The sequence below is a fragment of the Micromonospora sp. DH13 genome (assembly GCF_020873825.1).
GTDB lineage: Bacteria > Actinomycetota > Actinomycetes > Mycobacteriales > Micromonosporaceae > Micromonospora > Micromonospora haikouensis.
Genome location: NZ_JAHWGR010000018.1, coordinates 114,436 through 140,126, shown reverse-complemented (window position 1 = coordinate 140,126; position 25,691 = coordinate 114,436). Strand labels below are relative to the sequence as shown.

25 protein-coding genes are annotated in these 25,691 nt (G+C 72.6%); 17 read left to right on the top strand and 8 right to left on the bottom strand.

Annotated elements, in window-relative coordinates; genetic code table 11:
• The first annotated feature begins 111 nt into the window (after positions 1-111).
• The 8 genes from pgsA to LPA42_RS18760 all read left to right on the top strand — a co-directional run bounded on the left by pgsA (position 112) and on the right by LPA42_RS18760 (position 6,813).
• Positions 112-744 (top strand): phosphatidylinositol phosphate synthase, encoded by a 633-nt coding sequence (gene pgsA / locus LPA42_RS18795; protein WP_077937242.1) that lies wholly within the window; start codon positions 112-114, stop codon positions 742-744.
• A complete protein-coding gene (locus tag LPA42_RS18790) occupies positions 741-1,691 on the top strand; it encodes a phosphatidylinositol mannoside acyltransferase (RefSeq protein ID WP_077937243.1) in 951 nt (316 codons plus the stop codon). Before pgsA ends, LPA42_RS18790 begins: the two co-directional genes overlap by 4 nt.
• 17 nt (positions 1,692-1,708) lie before the next feature.
• Complete coding sequence (locus tag LPA42_RS18785) at positions 1,709-2,869, top strand: glycosyltransferase family 4 protein (RefSeq protein ID WP_077937244.1); 1,161 nt, start codon at positions 1,709-1,711, stop codon at positions 2,867-2,869.
• Positions 2,870-2,966: 97 nt separating this feature from the next.
• Complete coding sequence (locus tag LPA42_RS18780) at positions 2,967-3,458, top strand: hypothetical protein (RefSeq protein WP_198956516.1); 492 nt, start codon at positions 2,967-2,969, stop codon at positions 3,456-3,458.
• A 131-nt stretch (positions 3,459-3,589) separates the two neighbouring features.
• Positions 3,590-4,507 (top strand): pyridoxal 5'-phosphate synthase lyase subunit PdxS, encoded by a 918-nt coding sequence (gene pdxS, locus LPA42_RS18775; protein ID WP_077937246.1) that lies wholly within the window; start codon positions 3,590-3,592, stop codon positions 4,505-4,507.
• Between the two features lie 82 nt (positions 4,508-4,589).
• Entirely contained in the window at positions 4,590-5,195 is a 606-nt protein-coding gene (gene pdxT / locus LPA42_RS18770; protein ID WP_043962918.1) for a pyridoxal 5'-phosphate synthase glutaminase subunit PdxT, read from the top strand.
• Between the two features lie 241 nt (positions 5,196-5,436).
• Positions 5,437-6,186 (top strand): YebC/PmpR family DNA-binding transcriptional regulator, encoded by a 750-nt coding sequence (locus tag LPA42_RS18765; protein ID WP_043962919.1) that lies wholly within the window; start codon positions 5,437-5,439, stop codon positions 6,184-6,186.
• 3 nt (positions 6,187-6,189) lie between these two features.
• Positions 6,190-6,813, top strand: a complete 624-nt coding sequence (locus LPA42_RS18760) for a DUF402 domain-containing protein (RefSeq protein WP_228986721.1) — start codon at positions 6,190-6,192, stop codon at positions 6,811-6,813.
• 79 nt (positions 6,814-6,892) lie between these two features.
• Here the strand turns inward: LPA42_RS18760 and LPA42_RS18755 are convergent, their stop codons facing one another.
• Positions 6,893-7,846 carry a permease prefix domain 1-containing protein gene (locus LPA42_RS18755; protein WP_077937247.1) on the bottom strand — a complete coding sequence of 318 codons (954 nt, stop codon included), beginning with the start codon at positions 7,844-7,846 and terminating at the stop codon, positions 6,893-6,895.
• On the bottom strand, positions 7,843-8,184 hold the full coding sequence (locus LPA42_RS18750) for a PadR family transcriptional regulator (protein WP_074475975.1): 342 nt from the start codon (positions 8,182-8,184) through the stop codon (positions 7,843-7,845). The genes LPA42_RS18755 and LPA42_RS18750 overlap by 4 nt, the downstream gene beginning before the upstream one ends.
• A 291-nt stretch (positions 8,185-8,475) precedes the next feature.
• Between LPA42_RS18750 and LPA42_RS34175 the strand changes: the two genes are divergently transcribed.
• The gene (locus tag LPA42_RS34175; protein WP_141722216.1) at positions 8,476-9,363 is read left to right on the top strand and encodes a hypothetical protein; all 888 of its coding nucleotides are present in this window, start codon (positions 8,476-8,478) and stop codon (positions 9,361-9,363) included.
• A 134-nt stretch (positions 9,364-9,497) separates the two neighbouring features.
• Here the strand turns inward: LPA42_RS34175 and LPA42_RS18740 are convergent, their stop codons facing one another.
• Entirely contained in the window at positions 9,498-10,685 is a 1,188-nt protein-coding gene (locus LPA42_RS18740; RefSeq protein WP_077937249.1) for a cytochrome P450, read from the bottom strand.
• A 267-nt stretch (positions 10,686-10,952) separates the two neighbouring features.
• Here LPA42_RS18740 and LPA42_RS18735 point away from each other — a divergent pair, with 267 nt between their 5' ends.
• Positions 10,953-12,149 (top strand): nucleotide disphospho-sugar-binding domain-containing protein, encoded by a 1,197-nt coding sequence (locus tag LPA42_RS18735; RefSeq protein ID WP_144082610.1) that lies wholly within the window; start codon positions 10,953-10,955, stop codon positions 12,147-12,149.
• A gap of 202 nt (positions 12,150-12,351) precedes the next feature.
• The gene (gene rfbH, locus LPA42_RS18730; RefSeq protein ID WP_077937251.1) at positions 12,352-13,653 is read left to right on the top strand and encodes a lipopolysaccharide biosynthesis protein RfbH; all 1,302 of its coding nucleotides are present in this window, start codon (positions 12,352-12,354) and stop codon (positions 13,651-13,653) included.
• Positions 13,654-13,816: 163 nt separating this feature from the next.
• On the opposite strand, the gene LPA42_RS18725 is transcribed toward rfbH, so the two are convergent.
• The 3 genes from LPA42_RS18725 to LPA42_RS18715 form a co-directional block, all read right to left on the bottom strand.
• Positions 13,817-14,734, bottom strand: coding sequence for a sugar nucleotide-binding protein (locus LPA42_RS18725; RefSeq protein ID WP_077937252.1), 918 nt, complete (start codon positions 14,732-14,734; stop codon positions 13,817-13,819).
• A gap of 65 nt (positions 14,735-14,799) precedes the next feature.
• Positions 14,800-14,994: a ferredoxin gene (locus tag LPA42_RS18720; protein ID WP_077937267.1), complete on the bottom strand. Its 195-nt coding sequence runs from the start codon at positions 14,992-14,994 to the stop codon at positions 14,800-14,802.
• A 35-nt stretch (positions 14,995-15,029) separates the two neighbouring features.
• Entirely contained in the window at positions 15,030-16,268 is a 1,239-nt protein-coding gene (locus tag LPA42_RS18715) for a cytochrome P450 (RefSeq protein ID WP_077937253.1), read from the bottom strand.
• A 221-nt stretch (positions 16,269-16,489) separates the two neighbouring features.
• Here LPA42_RS18715 and LPA42_RS18710 point away from each other — a divergent pair, with 221 nt between their 5' ends.
• Entirely contained in the window at positions 16,490-17,689 is a 1,200-nt protein-coding gene (locus LPA42_RS18710) for a cytochrome P450 (protein WP_144082611.1), read from the top strand.
• 82 nt (positions 17,690-17,771) lie between these two features.
• Here the strand turns inward: LPA42_RS18710 and LPA42_RS18705 are convergent, their stop codons facing one another.
• The gene (locus LPA42_RS18705; RefSeq protein ID WP_077937255.1) at positions 17,772-18,956 is read right to left on the bottom strand and encodes a nucleotide disphospho-sugar-binding domain-containing protein; all 1,185 of its coding nucleotides are present in this window, start codon (positions 18,954-18,956) and stop codon (positions 17,772-17,774) included.
• A 161-nt stretch (positions 18,957-19,117) separates the two neighbouring features.
• Between LPA42_RS18705 and LPA42_RS18700 the strand changes: the two genes are divergently transcribed.
• Together LPA42_RS18700 and LPA42_RS18695 are read left to right on the top strand one after the other, a co-directional pair.
• Positions 19,118-19,285, top strand: a complete 168-nt coding sequence (locus LPA42_RS18700; protein ID WP_158229403.1) for a hypothetical protein — start codon at positions 19,118-19,120, stop codon at positions 19,283-19,285.
• A gap of 59 nt (positions 19,286-19,344) precedes the next feature.
• A complete protein-coding gene (locus tag LPA42_RS18695; RefSeq protein ID WP_077937256.1) occupies positions 19,345-19,929 on the top strand; it encodes a hypothetical protein in 585 nt (194 codons plus the stop codon).
• A gap of 66 nt (positions 19,930-19,995) precedes the next feature.
• On the opposite strand, the gene LPA42_RS18690 is transcribed toward LPA42_RS18695, so the two are convergent.
• The gene (locus tag LPA42_RS18690; protein ID WP_144082612.1) at positions 19,996-20,952 is read right to left on the bottom strand and encodes a hypothetical protein; all 957 of its coding nucleotides are present in this window, start codon (positions 20,950-20,952) and stop codon (positions 19,996-19,998) included.
• Positions 20,953-21,097: 145 nt separating this feature from the next.
• On the opposite strand from LPA42_RS18690, the gene LPA42_RS18685 reads away from it, so the two are divergent.
• From LPA42_RS18685 to LPA42_RS18675, 3 genes are all read left to right on the top strand, one after another.
• On the top strand, positions 21,098-24,235 hold the full coding sequence (locus LPA42_RS18685) for a BTAD domain-containing putative transcriptional regulator (protein WP_077937258.1): 3,138 nt from the start codon (positions 21,098-21,100) through the stop codon (positions 24,233-24,235).
• Between the two features lie 81 nt (positions 24,236-24,316).
• On the top strand, positions 24,317-25,186 hold the full coding sequence (locus LPA42_RS18680) for an NAD(P)-dependent oxidoreductase (protein WP_077937259.1): 870 nt from the start codon (positions 24,317-24,319) through the stop codon (positions 25,184-25,186).
• A 133-nt stretch (positions 25,187-25,319) separates the two neighbouring features.
• Complete coding sequence (locus LPA42_RS18675; RefSeq protein WP_228986720.1) at positions 25,320-25,691, top strand: UBP-type zinc finger domain-containing protein; 372 nt, start codon at positions 25,320-25,322, stop codon at positions 25,689-25,691.

Here is a 25,691-nt window from a genome sequence, read left to right as displayed (position 1 = left end):
ACCCACACACCCGATCTCACACCTCTTGCGGAGCCGGCACAAGACTTCCCCGGGCGGGTCGGCGACCGGGGCGTACCGCCGCGGGGTGCCGGCCGTTATCGTGGGACCGCCATGGCGAAGATCTTCCAAGTGTCGGCCCGCGCGGGGATGACCCGCGTCGTCGAGCCGATCGCGCGCCGCCTGCTCCGCGCAGGCGTGACCCCGAACGCCGTCACCGTGACCGGCACCCTCGGGGTGCTCGTCGGCGCGCTCGGCCTCGGCGCCCGCGGCCACCTCGTCGCCGGCGCGCTGGTCGTGACGTTCTTCGCGCTCACCGACCTGCTCGACGGCACGATGGCCCGGATGAGCGGCGGCTCGACGCGGTTCGGCGCTTTCCTCGACTCGAGCATGGACCGGGTCGCCGACAGCGCCGTCTTCGGCGCGGTCGCCTACTGGCTGGCCACCCAGGGCGACCACGCCGGCGTCGCCGCCGCGCTGCTCTGCCTGGCCGCCGGGGGCCTCGTCTCCTACGTCAAGGCCCGCGCCGAGGGGCTCGGGATGACCTGCAACGTCGGCATCGCCGAGCGCACCGAGCGGCTGCTCATCGTCGGCGTCGGCGGCCTGCTCACCGGCGTCGGCGTCCCGTACGCCCTCCAGGTCGCGCTCTGGCTGCTGGCCGCCGTCTCGATCTTCACCGTGGGCCAGCGGATGGCCCACGTCTACCGGCAGGCCCAGGCGAACACGCCGAGCGGGTCCCGGGGGTGAACCTCACCGAGCTGGGCTACGTCGCCGGCTGGCGCCTGGCCCGCGCGCTGCCCCGGCCCGTCGTGGCCGCGGCCTTCCGGGCGGGCGCCGACCGCGCCCACCGCGCCGGCGGCGGGGGTACGGCCCGACTGCGCGCCAACCTGCGCCGGGTCGTCGGCCCCGAGCTGCCCGAGGCGGAACTGGACGACCTGGTCCGCCGGGGCCTGCGCTCCTACGCCCGCTACTGGATGGAGGCGTTCCGGCTGCCGTCGCTGAGCCGCGAGCAGATCCTCACCGGGTTCCGCCTCGCCCCGGACGGCGTCGACCGGCTCGCCGCCGACGTGGCCGCCGGCCGGGGCGCGGTGGTGGCGCTGCCGCACGCCGGCAACTGGGACGCCGCCGGCGCCTGGGTGGCCGCCACCGGCTGGCCGATCACCACGGTCGCCGAGCGGCTCAAGCCCGAGGCCGTCTACCAGCGCTTCCTCGCCTTCCGCCGGGGCCTGGGCATGGAGATCCTGCCCACCCACGGCGGGGACCGCCCCGCCTTCGACGTGCTGGTCGACCGGCTGCGCAGCGGCGCGGTGGTGCCGCTGCTGGCCGACCGGGACCTCTCGGCCCGGGGGATCGAGGTCGACTTCTTCGGCGCGCGGACCCGGATGCCCGCCGGCCCGGCGCTGCTGGCCATCCGCACCGGCGCGCCGCTCTACGTCGCCTCGATGTGGTACGAAACGGACGCCGCATGCGCCTCGATCGCCGGCCCGCTGCCCCTGCCCGACGCCGACAGCGGGCCGCTGGACCAGCGGGTCCGGGTGCTGACCCAGCACATTGCCGACGGTCTGTCGGCGGGCATCGCCCGGCATCCGGAAGACTGGCACATGTTGCAGCGGATGTGGCTGGACCAGCGCGGCACCGGCGACGACGGGTCCCGGCCCGCCGCCGGCCCGCCGGCCGCCACCGGGACGGCCTGAGGCGAAGGGGCGCGGGAATGCGGATCGGCATCGTGTGCCCATACTCCTTCGACGTGCCCGGCGGGGTGCAGAACCACGTGATGGACCTGGCGGAGGCGCTGCTCGGGCTCGGGCACGAGGTGAGCGTCCTCGCCCCCGCCGACGAGGACTCCCCGCTGCCGCCGTACGTGGTGCCGGCGGGCCGGGCCGTGCCGCTGCCGTACAACGGGTCGGTGGCCCGGATCGCGTTCGGCCCGGTCTCCTCCGCCCGCGTCCGGCGCTGGATCGCCCGGGGCGAGTTCGACGTGCTGCACGTGCACGAGCCGCTGACCCTCAGCCTGTCGATGCTGGCCGTGCTGTCGGCCAAGGGGCCGGTGGTGGCCACCTTCCACACCGCGATGACCCGGTCCCGGGTGCTCGCCGCCGCCCAGGGCGTGCTCCAGATCGTGCTGGAGCGGATCACCGCCCGCATCGCGGTCAGCGCGCTGGCCCGCAAGGTCCAGGTCGAGCACATGGACGGCGGTGCGGTGGAGATCCCCAACGGCGTCACCGTCGCCAAGTTCAGCCACGCGGCACCGCTGCCCGGCTGGCCCGGGGAGTGCGGGCCCGGCGAGGGCGGCACGCTGGGCTTCCTCGGCCGGTTCACCGAGGCCCGCAAGGGCTTCCCGATCCTGCGCGACGCGTTCGTCGAGCTGGCCGGCACCCGGCCCGGGCTGCGGCTGCTGGTCGCCGGGCCGGGCGACCCGGACGACCTGTTCGACCGGTTTCCCGCCCCGCTGCGCGACCGGGTCACGTTCCTCGGCCTGGTCTCCGAGGCCGACAAGGCGCGGATGCTGCGCAGCGTCCACCTCTACGTGGCCCCGAACACCGGCGGCGAGTCGTTCGGCATGATCCTCACCGAGGCCCTGGCCGCCGGCACGACCGTGGTGGCCAGCGACCTCGACGCGTTCCGCCGGGTGCTCGACGGCGGCCGGGCCGGGCAGCTCTTCCCCACCGGCGACGCCGTGGCGCTGCGGGCGGCCCTCGCGGCGCTGCTCGACGATCCGGGGCGGCGGGCCGAGCTGACCGCCTGCGGCGACCAGGTGGTGGCGCACTTCGACTGGCCCGTGGTCGCCCGCCGGGTCCTGGAGGTCTACGCGGCGGCGATCGAGGCGACCGACGGGCGGGTCATCGACCAGGAGTGGGCGGGGCTGGGCTGAGTGGTGTGACCGGGGTGGCTTCCGTGACGGGAGTGACCGCCGGCCGCGTCGGCCGCACCCCGGACGAGGCGAACGGAGCAGCACTACGATGCCGGGCATGTGGTGGGTGGTGGGCGCGAGCCTGGTCGTCGGGCTCGTCGCGGCGTACCTGATCTGGACCGCCGGCCGGGTCGAGCGGCTGCGCGTCCGCGCGGAGTCCGCCGCCCGGGCCCTCGACGCGCACCTGCTGCGCCGCGCCGCGGCGGCGGCCGTGCTGGCCGAGCGGCGCTACGGCGTGGAGCTGTACGCGGCGGCCCGGATCGCCCTCGACGCCGAGCCGCAGGAGCGGGAGGCCGCCGAGAACGACCTCACCCGGCAGTTGCGGGCGGTGCGGCTGGACCCGAGCGAACCGGACTGCGAGGCGGTGATCGCCGCGAGCCGCCGGCTCGCGCTGGCCCGCCAGGTGCACACCGACCTGGTCCGCGACGCCCGGTCGGCCCGGGGCCGACCCCTGGTGCGGCTGTTGCGGATGGGGCGACGGCACCCCTGGCCGCGCTACTTCGACATCGACGACCCGACCCTGGAGCTCCCCGCCGACGTGCCCGCCTGAGCCGCGCCGGCCGGGTGACGACGGCCACAGGGCAGGCCACCGTGGGTCTGATTGGCTGTCGGACCGGCGTTACGCCCGTCGTAGCATTCAGCTAGCCGCCACCCCCCGAGCACGCCGAGGAGCGATGACCCGTGCCCGAAACCACCTCCCCGAACGCCAGCGCCACCCCCGTCGTCGGGACCGCCCGCGTCAAGCGCGGCATGGCCGAGATGCTCAAGGGCGGCGTGATCATGGACGTGGTCACCCCCGAGCAGGCCAAGATCGCTGAGGACGCCGGCGCCGTCGCGGTGATGGCCCTGGAGCGGGTCCCCGCCGACATCCGCGCCCAGGGCGGGGTGTCCCGGATGAGCGACCCCGACATGATCGACGGCATCATCGACGCCGTGTCGATCCCGGTCATGGCCAAGGCCCGCATCGGCCACTTCGTCGAGGCCCAGGTCCTGCAGGCCCTCGGCGTGGACTACGTCGACGAGTCCGAGGTGCTGACCCCCGCCGACTACGCCAACCACATCGACAAGTGGGCGTTCACCGTCCCCTTCGTGTGCGGGGCGACCAACCTGGGCGAGGCGCTGCGCCGGATCACCGAGGGCGCGGCCATGATCCGCTCCAAGGGCGAGGCCGGCACCGGCGACGTCTCCAACGCCACCATGCACATGCGCAAGATCCGCCAGGAGATCGCCCGGCTCAGCTCCCTGCCGGCCGACGAGCTGTTCGTCGCGGCCAAGGAGCTCCAGGCGCCGTACGAGCTGGTCCGGGAGGTCGCCGAGACCGGCAAGCTCCCGGTGGTGCTGTTCACCGCCGGCGGCATCGCCACCCCGGCCGACGCGGCGATGATGATGCAGCTCGGCGCGGAGGGCGTCTTCGTCGGCTCCGGCATCTTCAAGTCCGGCAACCCGGCGCAGCGCGCCGCCGCGATCGTGAAGGCCACCACCTTCCACGACGACCCGGACGTGCTGGCCAAGGTCTCCCGGGGCCTCGGCGAGGCGATGGTCGGCATCAACGTCGACGAGATCCCGCAGCCGCACCGCCTGGCCGAACGCGGCTGGTGACGCGCAAGGAGGGGCCCCCTGTTAACGCATTCCGCATAGGAAGGGCCCCTTCCTCACCAACCAGCCGAGGAGAGGAGCGAACGTGACGGCAGCACCCGCCATCGGTGTGCTCGCGCTCCAGGGCGACGTCCGGGAACACGTGGCGGCCCTGACCGGCGCGGGCGCGCACGCCCGCCCCGTACGCCGGCCGCAGGAGCTGGACGCGGTCGACGGCCTGGTCATCCCGGGCGGCGAGTCCACCACGATCAGCAAACTCGCCGACATCTTCGACATGCGCGAGCCCATCGACAAGCGGATCGCCGCCGGCATGCCGGTCTACGGCTCCTGCGCCGGCATGATCATGCTGGCCACCGAGGTGCTCGACGGCCGCCCCGACCAGCGGGGCTTCGCCGGCATCGAGATGACCGTCCGGCGCAACGCGTTCGGCCGGCAGGTCGACTCGTTCGAGGCCCCGGTGACGATCGCCGGGGTCGAGGGGGAGCCGTTCCACGCGGTGTTCATCCGGGCGCCCTGGGTCGAGCGGGTCGGCGCCGGCGTCGACGTGCTCGGCGAGGTGACCGAGGGGCCGGCCGCCGGTCGGATCGTCGCGGTCCGGCAAGGCAACCTGCTGGCCACCTCCTTCCACCCCGAGTTGACCGGCGACCTGCGGCTGCACCGCTACTTCGTGGACCTGGTGCGCGCCGCCTGAGCCGTGGCCGAGGGGCCCGCCCGGACGACCGGGCGGGCCCCTCGGCACGTGCGCCGTCGGGCGTGCCGGTGCCGGGTGTGACACCGGCGCACCCCACCTCGGTAGGATTGCCGCGGTTCGGCAGGGCTCCGCGCCCGCCGCGGCCATCCACGCAGAGCCGACCGGCCCGTCGTACGCCGGTGGAGAAGTGGAGTTGGCGCGGGCAGTCGACGCAGGCGTGATCAACAGACGGAGGTAGCAGATGTCCGGCCACTCAAAGTGGGCGACCACCAAGCACAAGAAGGCCGTGATCGACGCCAAGCGCGGCAAGATGTTCGCCAAGCTGATCAAGAACGTCGAGGTCGCGGCCCGCACCGGCGGCGGCGACCCGGCCGGCAACCCGACGCTCTACGACGCCATCCAGAAGGCGAAGAAGAACTCCGTACCGAACGACAACATCGACCGGGCGGTCAAGCGCGGCTCCGGCCTGGAGGCCGGCGGCGCCGACTGGCAGACGATCATGTATGAGGGGTACGGCCCGAACGGCGTCGCGATGCTGATCGAGTGCCTCACCGACAACCGCAACCGGGCGGCGACCGAGGTGCGCACCGCGCTGACCCGCAACGGCGGCTCGCTCGCCGACGCCGGCTCGGTGTCGTACATGTTCTCCCGCAAGGGTGTGGTGATCGTCCCCAAGGCGGGCACCAGCGAGGACGACGTGATGATGGCCGTCCTCGACGCCGGCGCGGAGGAGGTCAACGACCTCGGTGAGGCGTACGAGGTGGTCTCCGAGCCGAGCGACCTGATCGCGGTCCGCACCGCCCTGCAGGACGCCGGCATCGAGTACGAGTCGGCCGAGTCGTCCCTCATCCCCAGCGTCAACGTGCAGCTGGACGAGGACGGCGCCCGCAAGGTCTTCAAGCTGATCGACGTCCTCGAGGACTGCGACGACGTGCAGAACGTATTCGCGAACTTCGACGTTTCCGATGAGGTCATGGCGGCGGTCGGCTGAGCCGTGGCGGCCGGGGGCGGGCGGCGGTTCGCGCCGGGCGACGTGGTCGTCCGGCGGGAGATCCTGCGCGGTGAGGTCTGGTTCGGGGTCCCGACGATCTGCGTCGTGGACTCCGCGGAGCTGCTCGCCCTCTACCTGCCCGGCGGTGCGGAGTTCGGCTTCCCCGAGCGGGGGAGCTTCCCGTGCGGGCGGCACCCGTGGCAGGTGGCCGGGCAGCGGGCCTGGCGCGGGCACGGCAAGCTGATGCTGCACCGTCCCGGCGAGGCGCACTCCGTCGACGTGTTCTGGGCCGGTCCGGGGCGGGAGTTCGCGGGCTGGTACTTCAACCTCCAGGACCCGGTGCGGCGTACCCCGATCGGGGTGGACACCCTCGACCACGAGCTGGACCTGTGGTGGGCGGCGGACGCCGACCGGTACGTCTTCAAGGACGTGGAGGTGTTTGCCCAGCGCCTGACCGAGGGACGGTATCCGGGGATGGCGGAGGCCATCCGCGCGGAGGGTGACCGGATCGCCGCGCTGCTCGACGCGGGGGAGCGCTGGTGGGACCCGGCATGGGCGCACTGGCGGCCCGACCCCGCCTGGCCGGCGCCGGCGCTGCCCGCCGGCTGGGAGGCCGTGCCCTGGTGACCCCGGCCGGGCACCCCGCCGACGCGCCCGGGCCGGCCGCCGTGGGCGGGCCGGCCCGGGGACGGGCGTCGCGGGGCGCTCAGGCCGCCCGGCGGCGGGCCTGCGCGGCGATGGCCACGGTGTTGCGCACCAGCGACGCCACCACCGCGACCAGGGCGATCGTGTAGACGACGTCGAGGTTGGCACCGTCGCGCAGCCAGTCGACGCGCTGCACGAACTCGGGGTTGAGCAGCCGGTCGGTGAGGACGAGCCACGCCACCGGCACGGCGAACGCCAGGTCGAGGGTGACCTTCGCGCCGACCAGCGGCCAGGTCCAGCGGCCGGCGCGGTGCCGGGCCACCTGCAGGACGATCTCGGCGACCAGCAGGGCGATGAGCGCCGGCAGCCAGAACCGCCACAGCGCGGGGTCGAGCACCGGGATGTGGTCGCCCCCGTCGTCGCGCACCCAGGACCGGAAGTGCTGCCAGGGCAGGAACGCGATCAGCAGCACCAGGGCCGCGATCGACACGGCCGTGTCGGCGAGCGGGACGCCGCGCCCGGCCGGTCGGTCCTCGGGCAGCTGGTCGACGGTCCACCGGGGCAGGTGCAGCGGCAGGCTCAACCGCTCGACGACCGCGAAGGTGAGCGTGACCCAGAAGGCGACCTGGACCACCACCTCGATGCCGGTGGTGATGCCGACGCCGATGGCCGAGCCCACGCTGCCGCCGTCGACGGCGTCGAGCACGGCCACCAGGGCACCGATGGCGATCGGCACGGTGGCGAGCAGCAGCCGCAGCAGCCGCCGCCAGGCCAGGTAGTAGGCGGGGCCGATGAGCTGGAGGCGGTGGTCGGCGTACCGGGCGGCCAGCCGCTCGGGGTTGCCCAGCTCGGTGAGCACCTCGCGCTCGGCGGTTTCGCGGTCCTGACCGGCGTCGGTGCGGCCGTCGATCATGTCGGCGATGGAGGCCCGCAGCTCGTCGGCGATCTCCGCCCGGCGCGGGGCCGGCACCGCCCGCAGCGTGGCGGCGAGATAGCGGTCGGTCAGGGAACTCATCGGGCCACTCCTTCGATCAGGCCGGTGAGGGATCTCTGCACGGCGGAGAAGTCGGCGAGCAGCAGGCGCAGCACCGACTCCCCCTCGTCGCTGGTCCGGTAGAACTTCCGGGGCCGGCTCTCCTCGGTGTTCCACTCGCTGGTCAGCAGGCCCTGCTCCTCCAGTCGGCGCAGCAGGGGGTAGAGCGTGTTGGCGTCCACCGGGAAGCCGTGGTCGGTGAGCCGCTGGAGCAGGGCGTAGCCGTAGTCGGGCCGGCGCAGCGCGACCAGGCTCGCCACCACCACCGTGCCCCGGCGTAGCTCCTGGAGATGGGTCCGCAGGATGTCGTCGCTTACCACGACTCACACGATAGTGTGTGGCACACAATATTGCTAGCCGCCGAGGCCGCTGCTGACCTTTTGCCCGTTTAGAGCACTATTGAGCCATATGCCTGTTTAACCTCATGTGGCGTATTCCTTCCGAGGGCGGGAGGGCAGATGGACAAGAGGCAGAGCGTGAAACTGGTAAGACGAATGGCATCAGTGGCGACCGTTGCCGTCGCCGGAGCGGGGTTCGCAGGGCTCGTCGCCCTGACGACCGGTGGTCCCGCCGTCGCGGCACCTGGTGACGCCAGTGCCCGTGGTGTGGTGGTGGATCTCTCCGCCAGCGTCCTCGGGGTGCCGGTCATCACCGCCAACGCCACCATCGGCAGCGCGACCGCGCCGCCCGGCGGCGGGACCGACACCACCACCGGACTCGCCGTGACCATCCCCGGTGCGGTGGGCGTCACCGCCAGCGGCACCGTGCTGGAGGTGAGCGCCACCCGTGGGCCGACCGCGTCGTCGGCGAACTCCGACATCGCCGAACTGGCGCTCGGGATCCTGGGCATTCCGGTCGTCGCCGCCGACCTGATCACCGCCGAGGTGAACTGCCCGCAGAGTGGCGCGCTCACCGCCGACACCAACGTCGTCGGGTTGACCCTGTTCGGCGCGCCCGCCGTGCTGGTGCCGAACACCCCCGGGGTGACCGCCAGCGCGGCCGTCGTGGTGCCCGGCCTGACCGAGGCCAGCCTCACCGTCACCCTCACCGCGGTGGAGGAGACCACAGCCGACACCGCCGCCGCGGTCGCGGTGCTGGCCACCGTCCAGTTGACGGGTTCGGTCGCCGGCGGCCAGGTCATCGACATCCCGGTCGGCACCGTCATCCTCGCCGAGGCCAACTGTGAGCGGCCGTTGGCCCCGACATCGCCGACGGCCACCCCGACGCAGCCGTCGGCCTCGCCCACCGAGACGCCGACGGCGTCACCGACCCAGCCGTCGGCCTCGCCCACCGTGACGCCCACGGAGTCCCCGTCGCCCACCCAGCCGACGCAGTCGCCGACCGCGTCGCCGTACCCGACGCGCCACCCGCACCTGCCGGTGACCGGCGACAGCGGATCAAGCCTGTGGTGGACGCTGGGTCTGGGCACCGGCATGGTCACCCTCGGCACGGGTGCCGTACTCGCCGTCCGTCGCTCGCGTCGGATGACCGGGGCGTGATGATCGGCAGCCGCCGCTGAGTCGGCGCGGGTGGGGTCCGGCGACGGCCGGGCCCCACCCGCAACTCGGCTCAGCGGTTCATTGACGTCGCCCTGGGCGCGCCGACACCGGCGATCGATGGCCGGGAGCGACGGTCACCAGGTGACCGGGAGGGTGTCCACTCCGTAGACCGCGCCGAAGGGCCGGAAGGCCGGCTCCGCGTCCGGTTGGGCCAGGGCGAGCCCGGGAAAGCGTCGCAGCAGCGCCGGGAAGGCGACGCGCATCTGCAGGCGTGCCAGGGGCGCGCCCAGGCAGCGATGCACGCCATGGCCGAAGGCCACGTGGCCCGGGGCGGCCCGGTCGATGTCGAGCCGGTCGGCGTCCCGGAGGAAGGCCCGGTCCCGGTTGGCCCGGGGCAGCGAGATCAGCACCGACGAGCCGGCGGGGATGGTGCGGCCGGCGAGGTGCACGTCGGTGGTCGTCGTGCGCCCGGTGACCGACACGACCGACAGGAAGCGCAACAGCTCCTCCACGGCCTGCTGGGCCTTCGTGGGGTCGTCACGCACCATGGCGAGCTGGTCCGGGTGTTGCAGGAGTGCCAGCGTGCCGAGGCTGAGCATGCCCGAGGTCGTCTCGTGGCCGCCGATCAGCAACGAGGCCACGATGCCGACCACCTCTTCCGTGCTGAGCTGGGCATCGTGCTCGCGCACGAGCATTCCCAGCAGGTTCTCGCCGGGCGCCGCCCGGGCCCGGGTGACCAGCTCCGCCAGGAAGCGTCGGTTCTCGGCGTGCACCGCCGTGTGCTGTTGCGGCGTCAGCGACAGATCCATCAGGCGGGTGAACCGGTCGGTCATCTCGGCGTGGTCGTCTCCCTCGACTCCCACCAGCTCGCAGATCACCAGCAGCGGGACCGGCAGGGCGAAGTGGCGCACGAGGTCGGCCGGCCTGCCGGCGCGCTCCAGGTCGTCCAGCGCGGACTCCACGATGGCGGCGATCGTCGGCTCCAGGCGTTCGAGCCGGCGCGCCGTGAACTGCGGTGTCATCGTGCGCCGCAGGCGGGTGTGTTCGGGCGGATCGAACAGCAGCATCGTCCCGGCCTGCAGTCGCCGGCGTTCCTCGTCGTCCAGATGCGCTCCGATCGAGCGCGGCAGGACGCTGGTGAACCGCTGGGGATCGGACAGCACCTGCCGGGCGTCCTCGTAGCGGCAGACAAGGTAGGCGGGCGTACCGTCGGGAAGGGCCACCTGGACGACGCCCTCGGTTTCGAGGATCTCGTCCAGCTCCTTCCCCGGGTCCAACCCGTAGCGTCGCATGTACAGCGGCACCTCCAGCGCCTCGCTCATCACGGCCCCCTTCCGTCACGGATCGTAGCGAGGAGGCTACTGTAGATACCTACTGATCCTTCGATATAAGCTTCTGAAGCATTTGCATCATCTGTATCTTTTGTGGCTTGTGACAGGTCCCACGTCGTCGCCGGACCGCACGTGACGACGGTTGGCCGAGGCGCACGGCCCGTCCTTTCAGCGGGGTTTTAGGGAACCTCCCTGTACTGGGTTGGCCCACGGCAGCGGTCGATCCGCGTCCTCTCGACAACCATGCGAGGTTAATCCGTGCGTATTCTGTTCACCTCGATGGCGGTTCGCTCCCACCTGTACCAACTCGCCCCCCTGATCTGGGCCTGCCGCACGGCCGGTCACGAGGTACGGGTGGCCGCGCAGCCCGAGCTCACCGAGGCGACGGTCGGCCTGGGGCTGCCCGCCGTCGAGGTCGGCCACGGCTACGACATGCTGAAGCAGCTGAGCAACAGACAGCAGGCCCAGCGTTACAAGGAGAGCCTCGACTCCGCCGTGCCGGTCGACGAGCGTCGTCGGATCCAGCAGGAGTCGCTGCGTCCACTCGTCGAGACGGTCACCGTGATGGCGCCGGACCTCCTGCGCTTCGCGGGGCGTTGGGAGCCGGACCTCGTGGTCACCGATCCACTGATGCTGGCCGCCCCGCTGCTGTCGCAGACCCTGGGCGTTCCGCTGGTGCGTCACCTCACGGGGCCCGACCTGCTACGTCGCCTGTGTCCCGTGCAGGGGCAGCCGACCACCGGAGCCGAACGGGAGCAGTGGCCGCCCGGGCTGGTCGAGCTGTACGACCGGTACGGCGTCGAGGTCCGCGACGACCATCCGGTGCGGACGGTCGACCCGTGGCCGGGCAGCCTGCAGTTGCCCGACGTCGTCGGCCGGATCCCCACCCGTTTCGTCCCCCACAACGGCGCGGCCGCCGCCCCCGACTGGCTCCTGGAGCCGCCCTCCCGCCCGCGGGTGTGTGTCACCTGGGGCACGACGACCACGATGCTCGGCGCGGACGACACCGTCCTGGCCCGCGTCGTCGGCGCGCTGGCGGCTGGCGACGTGGAGGTCGTCCTCGCGGTGGTGCGAGCGGACCGGGAGCGCCTCGGCCCGCTGCCGGACAACGTACGCGTGGCCGACAACGTGCCGATCAACCTGTACCTGGAATCGTGTGGCGCCGTCGTCAACGCGGGCGGCGCCGGCTCGGTGCTCACCGCGGCGTGCTACGGCGTGCCGCAGGTGATGCTGCCGCAGGCCTCGGACACGCCCGCCGTGGCGTTCAACTTCAGTGCCTCGGGGGCCGGCACCATGCTGGATGCCGCGACGGCCGACACCGCCACCATCGCGTCGGCGGTCGACGCGGCGCTCACGGACGGCAAGATCCGGGATGCCGCCGAGCGGCTGCGGGAGGAGATCGCCGCCACCCCGTCCCCGGCGGACGTGGTGCAGGTCCTGGAGCAGCTCGGGTGAGGCCCGCGCCCGGGACGGGACGGGTGCGGTGCTTTTAGCGCTCGACTAGTCCGCCGTTAGTGCGGGCGCTCAAGCTTCGTACTGGCAGACCAGGTGGTCGGCGGCGGCGGACGAGGACCCGGTTCCGATGCCCGGTAGACCTGATCAACACCCTCGACTTCCCGGCGACAGCGTCGGAGGACGGCTATGGAGGTACCCAGTCATGGGCGAGGACAAGGACGCCATTCTTGAGCTGGTCCGGAAATACCACCGGGACCAGCGCGTCGACGGGTTCGTGCCGGGGACCACCCCGGTCCTCACCTCCGGGGCTGTGCTGGAGGAGAGCGATCGGGTCGCCCTGGTCGAGGCGGCGCTGGAGATGCGGATCGCGGCGGGCCCGAGCGCGCGCCGCTTCGAGCGGGAGTTCTCGCGCTACTTCGGACTCCGCAAGGCGCACCTGACGAACTCGGGGTCGTCGGCGAATCTGCTGGCGCTGAGCGCGCTGACGTCACCGCAGCTCGGGGACGCGCGGCTGCGCCCCGGCGACGAGGTGATCACCGCCGCCGCCGGGTTCCCCACGACCGTCAATCCCGTGTTGCAGAACGGCTTGAAGCCGGTGTTCGTCGACGTCGAGCTGGGGACCTACAACCCGACTCCGGAACGCATCGCCGAGGCGATCGGGCCGCGAACCCGGGCGATCATGACCGCGCACGCCCTCGGCAACCCCTTCGCCGTGGCCGAGATCGCCGCGCTGGCCCGGGAGCACGACCTGTATCTGATCGAGGACAACTGCGACGCGGTCGGATCGCTGTACCAGGGCCGGCTGACCGGCACCTTCGGGCACTTCGCCACGGTGAGCTTCTACCCGGCGCACCACATCACGTTCGGCGAGGGCGGCTGCGTCCTGACCAACGACCTGGGGCTGGCCCGCCTGGTGGAGTCGATCCGCGACTGGGGACGCGACTGCTGGTGTGAACCCGGCGAGGACGACAGGTGCCTCAAGCGCTTCGACCAGCAACTGGGCTCGCTGCCGCGTGGCTACGACCACAAGTACATCTTCTCGCACGTCGGATACAACCTGAAGAGCACGGACCTGCACGCCTCGATCGGCCTGTCCCAGCTGCAGCGCATCGACGAGTTCGGCGAGGCGCGGCGCCGCAACTGGCGGCTGCTGCGCGACGGGCTCGACGGACTGGACGGTCTGCTGCTGCCGGAGCCCACGCCGGGCTCGGACCCGAGCTGGTTCGGTTTCGTGCTGACGGTGCAGCCGGACGCGCCGTACACCCGTCAGGAGCTCGTCGCCTTCCTGGAGGGCCGGCGCATCGCCACCCGCCGGTTCTTCGGCGGCAACCTGACCCGTCATCCCGCGTACGCGGACGTCGAGTACCGGATCGCCGGCGACCTGTCGGTCAGCGACATCATCACCCAGCACACGTTCTGGATCGGGGTGTATCCCGGCATCACGGGCGAGATGATCCAGTATGTGGTCGACTCGATCCACGAGTTCGTGGCCAAGCATCGGTGAGAGCGGGCAGCAAGCGGCGGCGGCATCGTCGTCGCCGCCCTCCGGTATCGCGCCGCCCGCCGGCCAGCTTCCGGCGTCGCGCCGGCAGCGTGGCCGGCGCGTCGGCGTGGGCCGCGCGGACCGTAGGTCGCACCGGCCCGCCACGGCGCGGGCGGTCTGACGATCAGCCCGGCGGCGGTGCCGCCGTCGTCCCCGCGCCGGCGCTGCTCAGCTGGTCCCGCATCGTCTCGAGGGCCGCCTCGATCGGGGAGAACCGGATGCCGAGCACCTGTGCGGCGCGCTCGTTCGAGATGTTGAGGTAGCGGGGATAGGGCCGGCCGGACGTGCGCGCGTAGTCGGCGTAGTGGCCGGGGGAGACCTGCGAGCTGTCCAGGTCGAAGACGCGGGCCACCAGCACCGCGAGGTCGTAGGGCGACAGGCTGGTGCCGCCCGCGCAGTGGAAGAGCCCCTCCGGGGGCCGCAGCTCGGCGACCCGGTCGATCGCCGCGACGAACTCGTCGACGAAGACCGGACTCACCAGCGTGTCGCAGAACATCGGCGGCGTCCGCCCGGCGGTGAGCCCGCTGATCATCTTCCGGACGATGTCCCCCCTGCGGGCGTACCGTGCCCGGAAGGGGAACGAGGGCCGGAGGATGGAGAACCGGCATCCCGACCCGCGCACCTCGCCCTCGGCCCAGTACTTCGTCCGGCTGTACCAGTCCTGTGGGGCCGGCGCGTCCGACTCCCGATAGGGCTCCTCTTCGGCCCCACTGAAGACATAGTCGGTGGACACGTGGATGAGGTACTTGTCGTTCTCCCGGCAGGCGTGCGCGAGATTGCGCGTCCCGTCGACGTTCACCCGGTAGCAGGATCCGCCGCGCTCACCGGTCTGCGCGTGGGCGGCGGCGAGATCGGTGAACGCGGCGAAGTGGACGACGACCTCGGCCGGCGTCTGCGCGACCGCCCTGCGCACCGCTGCGGCGTCGGTCACGTCGCAGTCCAGCGCCCGCCAGCCGTGCGGATCGCCCAGTTCCACGGCCCGGTCGCCGACCATCCCGCGCAACCCGGTGCCGGCCCGGGGCCACGCCTTCTCCGTACCCATCGGTCCTCCCGTCACCGCACCGACCCGCACACGCCCCGGACGGCCGGTGCCTCCCGCCCCACGCGTCAGGGCTCAAGGGAGAGCGCCCGGGCCGGGCAGAGGGCGACCGCGGTCTCCACCGCCTCCGCCGTGTCCGGAGCCGGCCGATCCGTGTTCAGCTGCACCATGCCGTCCTCCTCGCTCTGCCGGAAGACGCGCGGCTCGGTCAGTACGCACTGACCGGCCCCGATGCAGGCGTCCCGCTCGACAACGATGCGCATGTCCCTCGCCTCCGCCTCACGGTCCAGCCGACGACTCACCACTGGACGGGCAGCTCGTGGAGGCCGTACGTGTTGGAGTCGAACTTGAACGGCAGCTCCGCCAGGGGCTTCGCCAGCCGCAGGTTGGGCAGCCGGGCGAACAGCGTGGTGAAGACGATCTCCAGCTCGGCGCGGGCCAGGTTCTGCCCGAGGCACTGGTGAATGCCGTAACCGAAGGCCATGTGATGCCGCGTGCCCCGGTGGATGTCCAGCTTGTCGGGATCTTCGAAGATCGTCTCGTCGCGGTTGGCCGAGCCGAGGCAGAGCAGCACGCCGTCGTTCGCCCGGATCGTCGCCCCCTCGATCTCGATGTCCTCCTTGGCCACGCGGACCAGGACGTCCGAGATGGTGAAGTACCTGAGCAGCTCCTCGACGGTGCGCCCGATGAGGCTCGGATCGGCCTTCAGCTCGGCCAGGACGTGCGGGTTCTCCAGCAGGCCCGTGGTGCCGAGCGAGATCATGTTCGCGGTCGTCTCGTTGCCGGCGACCAGCAGGAGGTAGGCCATGTGCAGCAGGCCCTGGTGGGTGAAGACCTTCGTCTCGCGGTTGTTGACGATGAGGCGGCCCAGCAGGTCGTCCGTCGGCTCGCGGTCCTTCTCGATGAGCAGGCCGTTGATGAAGATGGCCAGTTCCATCATGGCCGTCCGGCGCTCCTGCGGACTGGTCGTCCTGCCGAGCATCTTGGAGGCGCGCACGTGGAAGAACTCGCGGTCGGGCGGGTTCACCCCGAGCAGCTCCGACAGCACCTGGGACGGCACGCTCACCGCCACCGTGCTGACCAGGTCGCTGCCGGGGCCGGCCGCGATCAGCTCGTCCACGCAACCGTCCACGATCTCCTGGATGCGGGGGCGCATCTCCTGGATGCGGCGGACCGTGAACTCGGCTATGACGGAACGGCGCGGCGCGGAGTGCTCCGGCGGATCGAGCCCGACCAGCGTGTTGACGGGCTCGTGCGGGGTGTCGATGTCCTCCGGGCGCAGCGGCGCCAGCATCGGCAGGTTCGGGTGGGTGTGGTCGGAGCTGATCCGCGGATCGGTGACCAGGGCGCGTACGTGCGCGTAGCTGGTGACCAGCCACGCCTTCTGCCCGCTGGGCAGGGCGACCTGGGTGACCGGGCGCTCCCGGCGCAGCCGCGCGTAGGCCGGCGCGGGATCGAGGGCGTAGCCGCGGGGCATCGGGAAGTCGGGCACGTCGGGAAGGTCGCCGACGTGCGCTGCCGTCGTGGCCTCGGTCATGATCAACTCCTGTTTCGGGACGCTGCGGATCTCCGGCGGGCGCACGATAATTGCATCGAATCACCTCTGCTTGCGGCGATGGTAATCCTATAGATGGCAGCTAAAATGCTGCTAATTTTTGCGTCGGGCTGAACGGTCGGGACAAAGGGCTGGATTGTTTGCTAGCTTTGCCGTTGCTGTTGTTCCTTCGTAAGGTTCGGCGAGACCGTGCGCGGTCCGACGTGGGAGGCGCGATGAGTGCCGATGAGCCTGTCCGGATGCCGCCGTTCACCGACGGCGGCGCCGAAATCCTCGAGTGGATGAAGGGAATGCGTGACGACCGGCCGGTCTGGCGCGACGAGCACAACCGTTACTTCGTCTTCCGGTACGCCGACGTCCAAGCGGTGTTCTCCGACCCGGCCCGTTTCTCCTCCAACATCGGCCGGCTCATGCCGGTCTTCGGCGCGGAGAAGCTCAGCGCCAATCTGCCCTGGCAGGATCCGCCCGACCACCGCCGGCTGCGGCAACTGGTTAGTCAGGCCTTCACGCCCAAGACGGTCGCCGGGATGCGGCCGCGCATCGGCGAGGTGGTGGGCCAGCTGCTCGCCGAGGCGCCCGGCGACGAGTTCGACTTCGTGGAGCAGCTCGCCTACCCGCTGCCGGTCATCGTCATCGCCGAGCTGCTCGGCATCTCCCCGGGCGACCGGGCGTTCTTCCGCCGGTGTGCCGATCGCCTGCTCGGCATCGGCGCGGAGAAGGGGGAGTCGGAGCAGAAGGTGGTCGAGGCCATCGCGGAAGCCACCAAGGAGCTCGACGAGTACCTGCTCGCCGAGGTCCGGCAGCGGCGCGCGAAGGGATCCACCGACGACGTCCTCGGCGCCCTGGCCGCCGCCGAGCTCAACGGCGAGCGACTGACCGATCTGCAGGTGGCCACGTTCGCCGCGCTGCTGCTGAACACCGGGCACATCACCACCACGCTGCTGCTGGGCAACACCCTGCTGTGCCTGGACGACAACCCGGACGCCGAGGCCCGGATCAGGGCGGACCGCTCGCTGGTCCCCGCCGCGCTGGAAGAGGTCGTACGCCGTCGGCCGCCGTTTCCCCGGGCCTGCCGGATCGCCACCACCGACGTGGAGATCGCCGGCGAGGTCATCCCGGCCGACGCGTTCGTCATGCCGTCGATCCTCTCGGCCAACCATGACGAGCGGCAATTCGAGAAGCCCGAGCAGTTCGACATCCAGCGCGATCCCAACCGGCATTTCGGGTTCGGGCACGGCATCCATTTCTGCCTCGGCGCCCCGCTGGCCAGACTGGAGACCGAGATCGCGCTGAACCGGCTGATGACCGAATTCACCGATCTGCGGATCAGTGCGGATCCCGTTTTCCATCCGTCGGAGTTCTACGGGGTCAAGGAGATGACGGTGTCCGTCCGGAGGGCCTGAGCAAAGAGAGCGGACGGGTCCGGTGCGTGCGCTGAGAACCGCATTCGCCGGACCCGCCGGTGGCCCCCTTCAGCCGAGGTGGTCAGGCCAGCTTCTCCAGCGTGTGCACCAGTTCCACGGGCGATGGCGCTTCGGCGATCTCGTCCTGGATCCGCCGTGCCGCGGCACGGATCCGCTCGTCGCCGAGCACGGCGTCGACCGCCCGGCCGACGGCCTCCGGGTCGGCGTCGCCCGCGTCCAGGGTGATCCCCGCGCCGCTCTCGCAGAAGGTGGCCGCGTTCGGTGGGCGCTCGACCAGCGGTACGAGCACCTGGGGAACACCGAGGGCGGCGGCGGTGAGGATGGTGTGCGTACCGCCCTCGCTGACCACGGCGTCACAGGTGGGCAGCACCACGTCGGCCGGCACGTCCCCGGCGACGCGGACCGTCTCGGGAAGCGCGCCGAGCCTGTCCCGGTCGATCCCGCTGCCCGTGACGACGACCTCCACGTCCCGGCGGGTCAGCGCGTCGAGGATCCGGGGCAACGCGGGGGACTGCGCCGCGCGGGCCGCGTCACCCGGCTCGCCCCAGCTCAGGCAGACCCGGGGGCGTCCGGCCCGGCCCCAGGCCCACTCCGGCGAGGGGGCCGCCCCGTGGTACGGGATGTGCCGCACCGGGATGCGGGCGTGCGCGTCCGGCACCTGGATGCTGCCCGGCCACGGGTCGATGCTGCCGAGCGAGTGGTCGTTGTGGATGGCCACCCCGAACTCCTCGAACAGTTCACGCAGTCCCTCGGGCCAGTTCGGGCTGTACTCGTCGCCGGTGATCGGCCCGTGCATCGGGTAGATGGTGCGGTGCATGACGTCCGGGCCCGTGAGGTGGCGCAGCAGGGGGATACCCAGGGCCGCCGAGACGAGAGGAGCCGCGAAGGCCAGCGAGTCGGCGACGACGATCTGGGGCTGCCAGCGATCGGCGAACCGCACCAGGCCCGGGGCCATCTCGCCGGCCAGGTCCACCATGGGCGCGAACCGTCGGTCCAGCAGCCGGTGCCGCTCGTCGCCGGACGTCCGGGCGAGACCGGCCTGGGTGACGGCGGGGCCGTGCCTCCGCCGGCCCGCGCCGTCCCCGCCGACCTCGACCGGGCTCAGGCCGGTCCGCAGCGTCGTCTCGGTCAGGTGTGGGTGGCCGGCGACGCGCACCTCGTGCCCCGCCGCGCGGCAGGCCCACGCCAGCGGCGTCATGAAGAACAGGTGCGGCGGGCTGGGAAAAGGGATGAACAGGACGCGCACAGGGCTCTCCCCTCGGGATGGTGTACCTCATCGAAGGTGGCCGCGCTAAACGGGGACTGAACCTCGGGCCGCGCCGGCACCCGCGGCCGGGCGACCCCGGCCCTATCCTTGCGCGGTGACGTACGCCGACGTCACGTTCGAGCAGTGGAACGCGCGCCGTCGTGTGCGGCGGCGACGGCGGCAGCGCCACGTGCGGCGGCAGCGGATTCTTCCTCGGCTGGCTGACCCTCGCGACCGCCTACCGCGACGAGGAGTTCGGCCGGTGGCTCGCCTCCGACGGTGGGTACGCCGCTAAGGTCCTGACCCGACCCGTCATCCAGCTGGCCTGACGCGTACGGTCGCGTGGACGCGGCGGCCGGCGATGCCGGTCGATCGGGATAATCGGCTGGTGCCGAATCTGAACTTCTACGCTGCCGACGAGGATTGGGCCGCGGTCGTCGAGTCCGTCTTCGAGCTGGGCCTGTTCCGGGTCTTCGAGTCCGACTCGGAGCCGGGCCGCGAGCTGCGTGAGTTCCGGGCTGCCGCCGACATTGCGATCGCGCCGCAGGGACGACACCTGGAGTTGTTCGTCGTCGGCTCCGGGCCGGAGCCGACGCTCAGTCGGATCGACCTGTCCGCAGATTCGCCGGAGGATCCGACGTTTCGATACTGCTGCGAAGGCTGGGGGCTCGTCCAGCTCTACTACGGCGGACCATTCGGGACGCGGGAGCTGCGCTGGAGCCACACCAACCACAATTCGGCCAAGCGCGCCGCGACGTGGGCGCCGACCGTGCCGCGCCTGGGCGATCCCGCCGCGTGGGACTGGGCGGCGGTCACCAGCGCCTCCGGCAGACTGAACCGGGTGATCCGCCGGATGGCCGTGAGCAGGATCGGCCCGCGCCCCGTGCTGCCGCACGCCGGGCGGTTGATCGCGGACGGCGGCCTGCGACACGAGTACGGCACGGGCGTCCACGCGACCCCGTCCCACGGATAGCCGGGCCCGCAACGGCCATCGCGCGACGACGATGGTCGCCGCGCGATGGCCGCGAGGGCGGGTGGATCAGGCCGCGATGGTCTGTAGCTCGGCGAGCCCGCCGCAGGTGGTGCCGCCGAGGTTCTTGAACGAGATCAGGATCTGGCGCTGGGACGATCCGTCGCTGTTGATGCTCTGGCGGTAGATCATGCGGGTGACCTCGAACTGGCAGGTGATGGGCGCGCTGCCCTGCGGTGACGCGCCGACCAGGTAGACCGAGGTGACGGGGTTCGCGTTGAACCAGACCGTGGACCAGGTGGTGCCGGAGGCGATGGTGGCGATGGTGAAGTTGTAGGAGACGGCGGTGGAGCCGAGCCGGATGTCGGTCTGGCAGGCGATGGTCCCCACGTTCTTGACTTCCACGTAGAGCTGGCGGACCGCGCCCGCTGCGGCCGGCTGCACGAACCAGGTGCGGGTCACCTGGAACTGGCAGGCCGCCGAGCTGGTGGCGCCACTCGGGTTGAGTCCCACCACCCAGTTGGTGTGCCAGGGGATGTTCCACAGGTGCGTCTGGGTGCCACCCGGGCTGACCCCGCCGGTGGAGGTCGCGACCGAGCTGCTCACCGCCGCGAGCTGGACCGTCGCGCCGCAGGCGATCGAGCCGACGTTCTTCAGGGTGAACTGGAACTGCCGCTGGCCGCCCCAGAGCTGGACGTACCGGCTGCTGATCGTCTCGAACTGGCACATGGACGAGGTGGTGGCGCCGACCGGGTTGTACCCGACCACGTAGGCGGCGTCGGCCGGGGCGTTGGTCCAGGTCCAGCCCTGCGTGCCGCCCGCCGCGACCGTCCCGGTGAACCACGTCGCGGCGGTGCCGAACCCGCCCTTCGCGGCGGCGCCGAGCTCGCCCGAGGCCGTCGCGGCGGCCCGTGCGTCCCGCATCGACGGCTGCGACGACGCGTCGGCCTGTGCGACGCCGGCTGCCGCGATGACCAGGCCGAGTGTCGCCGCGGCGACCACGACGGCGCGGATTCTTCCTCCCATTGAAACTCCTTTACCGATTGATCCGGGTCATCCGCCCGGCCTTTCCATCGAGGTTGCGCGGGCCGCCTTGCCATCGGCTAGCCGTCCGATAGCCACCCCGGCTTCGGCGAATAAAATGTGATCGATCTGTTGAGGTGGGGATTGCATGAGATGGCGCCTACTCGGTCCGGTCGAGGCCGTGGTGCGGGGCGAGCGGATGCCGTTGGGCCGGCCCCAACAGCGCGCCGTGCTGGCCTATCTGCTGCTCAATGCGAATGTGCTGGTGTCGGCGGAACAGGTGGCCGAGGCGCTGTGGGGCGGGGCGCCGCCGGCACGGGCGCGGGCGCAGGTCCAGGTGTGTGTCTCCCGCCTGCGGCAACTGACCCGCGCGGCCGACCTGCCGGAAATGATCTTCTCGGAATTCGGCGGGTACCGTCTCGACCTCGACGGTGACGACCTGGACACGCGGGTCTTCTCCGGCCTCGTCGCGGCTGCCCGCCGGCACGCCGATGCCGGCGAGCACGAGCCGGCCGCCGGCCTGTTGCGCCAGGCGCTGGCGTTGTGGCGCGGCCCGGCGCTCGCGGGCGCGTCCGCGGTCTTCGTGCCGGGGGCCGCCGCCAGCCTGCACGACAGGCGGCTCGCCGCGTCCGAGGACCTGTTCGACGCAGAGTTCGCGCTCGGCCGGCACGCCGAGGCGGTGGCGCCGCTGCGCAGGCTGGTGGCCGCCGACCCGTGGCACGAGGGCCTCGTCGTACGGCTGATGACGGCCCTGGCGGGGGCGGGGCACCAGGCCGAGGCGCTGCGGGTGTTCGAGCGGGCCCGCCGCCGGCTCGCCGACGAGCTGGGCGTCGAGCCGGGCGGGCGGCTCGCGGAGACCCACCTGCGGCTGCTGCGGCAGCAGGTCCCGTCGACCGGGCCCGCGCCCGCCCCGACCGGCCCCGCGCCCGCCGCCCGGGACGCCGGACCGGGCCTGCGCCCGGCGCAACTGCCCGCCGGCCTGTCGACCTTCACCGGTCGCGTCGACGCGCTCGCCGAACTGGACGCGATGCTGGACCGGGCCCGGCGGAGCGCCGCCCTGGCGGTCGTCGCGATCATCGGCACCGCCGGGGTCGGCAAGACGGCGCTGGCAGTCCGGTGGGCGCACCGCGTGCGGCCCCTGTTCGACGGCGGGCAGCTCTTCCTCGACCTGCGCGGCTACTCCCCCGGGGAGCCGCTCACGCCGCTGGACGCGGTGTCGCGCTGCCTCCGCGCGCTCGGCGTGCCGCCCGCGCAGGTCCCCGACGACGTCGACGAAGCCGCGAGCCTCTACCGGAGCGTGGTCGCGGACCGGCGGATGCTGTTCGTCCTCGACAACGCCCGGGACACCGCGCACGTCCGGCCGCTGCTACCCGGCGGCGCCGGCTGCCTGGTGATCGTGACCAGCCGGGGCCGCCTCGGCGGGCTGGCCACCCGGCATGACGCGCAGCGGTTGTCGCTGGACGTGCTCGCGCCCGGGGAGGCCACGGAGCTGCTGGCCCGCGTCATCGGCGCGGACCGGATCACCGGGCAGGAGGCCGCGCTCGCGGAGCTGGCCCGGGACTGCGCCGGCCTTCCGCTGGCGCTGCGCATCGCCGCGGCGGACCTGCAGACCCGTCCGCACGAGACGATCAGCGACTACCTGACCCGGCTCCGCGCCGGCGACCCGCTGACCATGCTGGCCGTACGCGAGGACGAGCAGATCGCGGTGCGGTCGGCGTTCGCCGCCTCCTACCGGACCCTGCCGCCGCGGCTGCAGCGGCTCTTCCGGCTGTTCGGCCTCGTGCCCGGCGCCGACGTGACAGCCGAGTCGGCCGCCGCGAGGATGGGCTGTACGACCGCGGAGGCGGCCGGGATGCTCGCCAGCCTCGCCGACGCGCACCTGGTGCACGAGCGGACGCCGGGTCGCTTCGGCACTCACGACCTGCTCGGCCGTTACGTCGTCGAGCTCGCGGCACTCGACGACAACCGGCGGACGTTGGCCGACCTGCTGTCCTGGTACCTGTTCAGCGTGCACTCCGCGGCCGACCGGTTGTGCCCGCAGGTGCTCCGCGTGCCCCTGCAACTGCCCGTCCCCGCGCGTCCCCTGCGGTTTGCCAGCCACGTCGACGCTCTCGCCTGGCTCGACGCGGAACGCCACAACCTCGTCGCCGCGACCCGGCACGCGACCCGCCAGGGACTGCACGCGTACGCCTGGGCGCTGGCGGACGCGCTGCGGGGATACCTGTGGCTGGGCATGCACACCGCGGAATGGTCCGAGGTCGCCCGGCTCGGCCTCACCGCGGCCCAGGCCGCGCGTCACGAGCAGGCCGAGGCGGCGGCCCGCCTGAGCCTCGCGGCCCTGAACTGGCGTCTCGAACGGTTCCCGGAGGCGACCGACGACTACCGGCTGGCGCTGCGCTCGGCGAACCGGTCGGGATGGCACGACGGGCAGGCGGCGGCGCTGGGCAACCTGGGCCCGGTCTTCCGGATGACCGGCCAGCCGCGTGAAGCCCTGCGGGTCATGGAACAGGCGCTGGAGCTGAACCGCCGCACCCGCCGCACGGCCGGCGTCGCCGTCAACCACAACAACCTCGGACTGGTCTGCGCAGACCTCGGGCGGCTCAGCGAAGCGGCGAACCACCACCACGCGGCGCTCACCCTGGCAGACCAGAACAGGTCGGTGTGCAGCCGCGCGCTCATCCTGAACAACCTGGGCGCGGTCTACCACCTTCTCGGCCGCCTCGACGAGGCGGCGCGGACGTTGACCACCGCGGTGGAGCTGCACGAGCAGACGGGCAGCCGGGGCCGGGCCACCGCACTGTGCGCGTTGGCGCGGGTGCACCACGACCGCGGCGACGACGCGCGCGCGGCGGCGCTCGCCCGTCAGGCGCTCGACATGGCGCGCGAGCCGGCCGAGCCCCGGCTCGAAGCGGTCGCACTCCACGTCCTGGGCCTCGTCGATGGGAAGGTCGGCCTCCTGGTGGAGGCGTTGACGCACGCCCGCGCGTCCGCGGACCGCTACATCGAGGCCGACATCATCGTCAGCCTCGCCGAGGTCGACGAGCCCGCGGCGCCGTCCTGGTGCCGTGCGGCGCTCTCCATCGCGCGGCAGTGCGGTTACCGGCTCCTCGAAGGCCGGGCGCTCGCCGCCCGCGCCGCAGCCGCGTACCGGGCCGGCGACCGGGTCACCGCCTGGCACAGCGCGCGGCTCGCCGCGCAGTCCCACGCCGCGACCGGACACCAGCCGGGCGCCGACCGGATCGAGAAGCTGCTCGCCGTTCTGTCCCCGGTCTCCTCGCCCGGCTAGCCGTACCAGGAGGGCCCGGACCCATCCTGCGGGTCGCGCCGGCGCGACCGACGGGGACCGGCCGTACGCAAGGATGGGCCCATGACCGAAGAGCTGACCGTCAGCGTGCTGGGCACGGGCATCATGGGCGCCGCCATGGCCCGCAATCTCGTCGGGGCGGGGCACGCCGTGCGGGTGTGGAACCGCTCCCCGGACAAGGCGGCGGAGACCGGCGCGACCGTGGCGGAATCGCCCGCCGACGCGGTCCGCGACGCCGACGTAATCATCACGATGCTGTACGACGGGGGGACGGTGCGCGACGTGATCGGGCGAGCCGCCCCCGGGCTGAAGGCGGGCGCGCTCTGGTTGCAGACGACCACCGCGAGCCTGGGTGACGTGGCCGGGCTCGCCGCGACAGCCGCCGAGCACTCGGTGGCGTTCTACGACGCGCCGGTGCTCGGCACCCGGCAGCCGGCCGAGGCCGGTCAGCTGACCGTGCTCGCCGCCGGGCCGGCCGCCGGTCGGGAGCGGCTCGCCCCGGTGCTCGACGCGATCGCGGCCCGGGTGGTCTGGCTGGGCGAGGACGGCGCGCGGGGCGACGGCACCCGGTTGAAGCTGGTGGCGAACAGTTGGGTGCTCACGGTGACGCACGGCGCGGCGGAGATGCTCGCGTTGGCCGGGGCGCTCGGCGTCGACCCGGACCGCTTCTTCGAGGTGATCGAGGGCGGCCCGCTCGACATGGGTTACCTGCACGCCAAGGCCGACCTCGTGCGGCAGGGCCGGCTGTCGCCGGCGAGTTTCGCGGTGGAGACCGCCGAGAAGGACGCGCGGCTGATCGTCGCGGCGGGCGAGGACCACGGGGTACGCCTCGACGTCGTGGCCGCCGGCGCGGAACGGTTCCGGCGCGCGGCGGCGCAGGGACACGGCGGGCAGGACATGGGGGCGTCCTACTACGCCAGCTTCACCCCCTAACCCCGGAGGCGGGGCGCGGGCCCGGTGGGTGCGGGTGACGGTCGTGGGTGCCAGACTGCGGGCCGGGATCACGTGGCGGGGCGCCGGTGGGCCGGTCCGGCCGGCGCGGCCGCGAGTCGAGAAGGAGCGTGTCGTGGACGAGCAGCCCGAGCCGCCAGCCATGGTCGCGGCGATCGATCCGGCGGTGCCGCCGAGCGGCCCGGGTTGCGTCGAGTGCGCGTCCTCCGGCGGGTGGTGGTTCCACCTGCGCCGCTGCGCGGCCTGCGGTCACGTCGGCTGCTGCGACTCCTCGCCGAGTCAGCACGCGACCGCGCACGCGGCCGCGACGGGGCATCCGGTGGTGCGGAGCTTCGAACCGGGCGAGGCGTGGTTCTGGGACTACTCCGAGGACCAGTTCTACGCCGAGGGGCCGGAGTTGGCCGAGCCGCACTCGCGCCCACTCGACCAGCCCGCCCCCGGTCCCGCCGGCCGGGTGCCGCAGGACTGGCAGCGCCACCTGCACTGA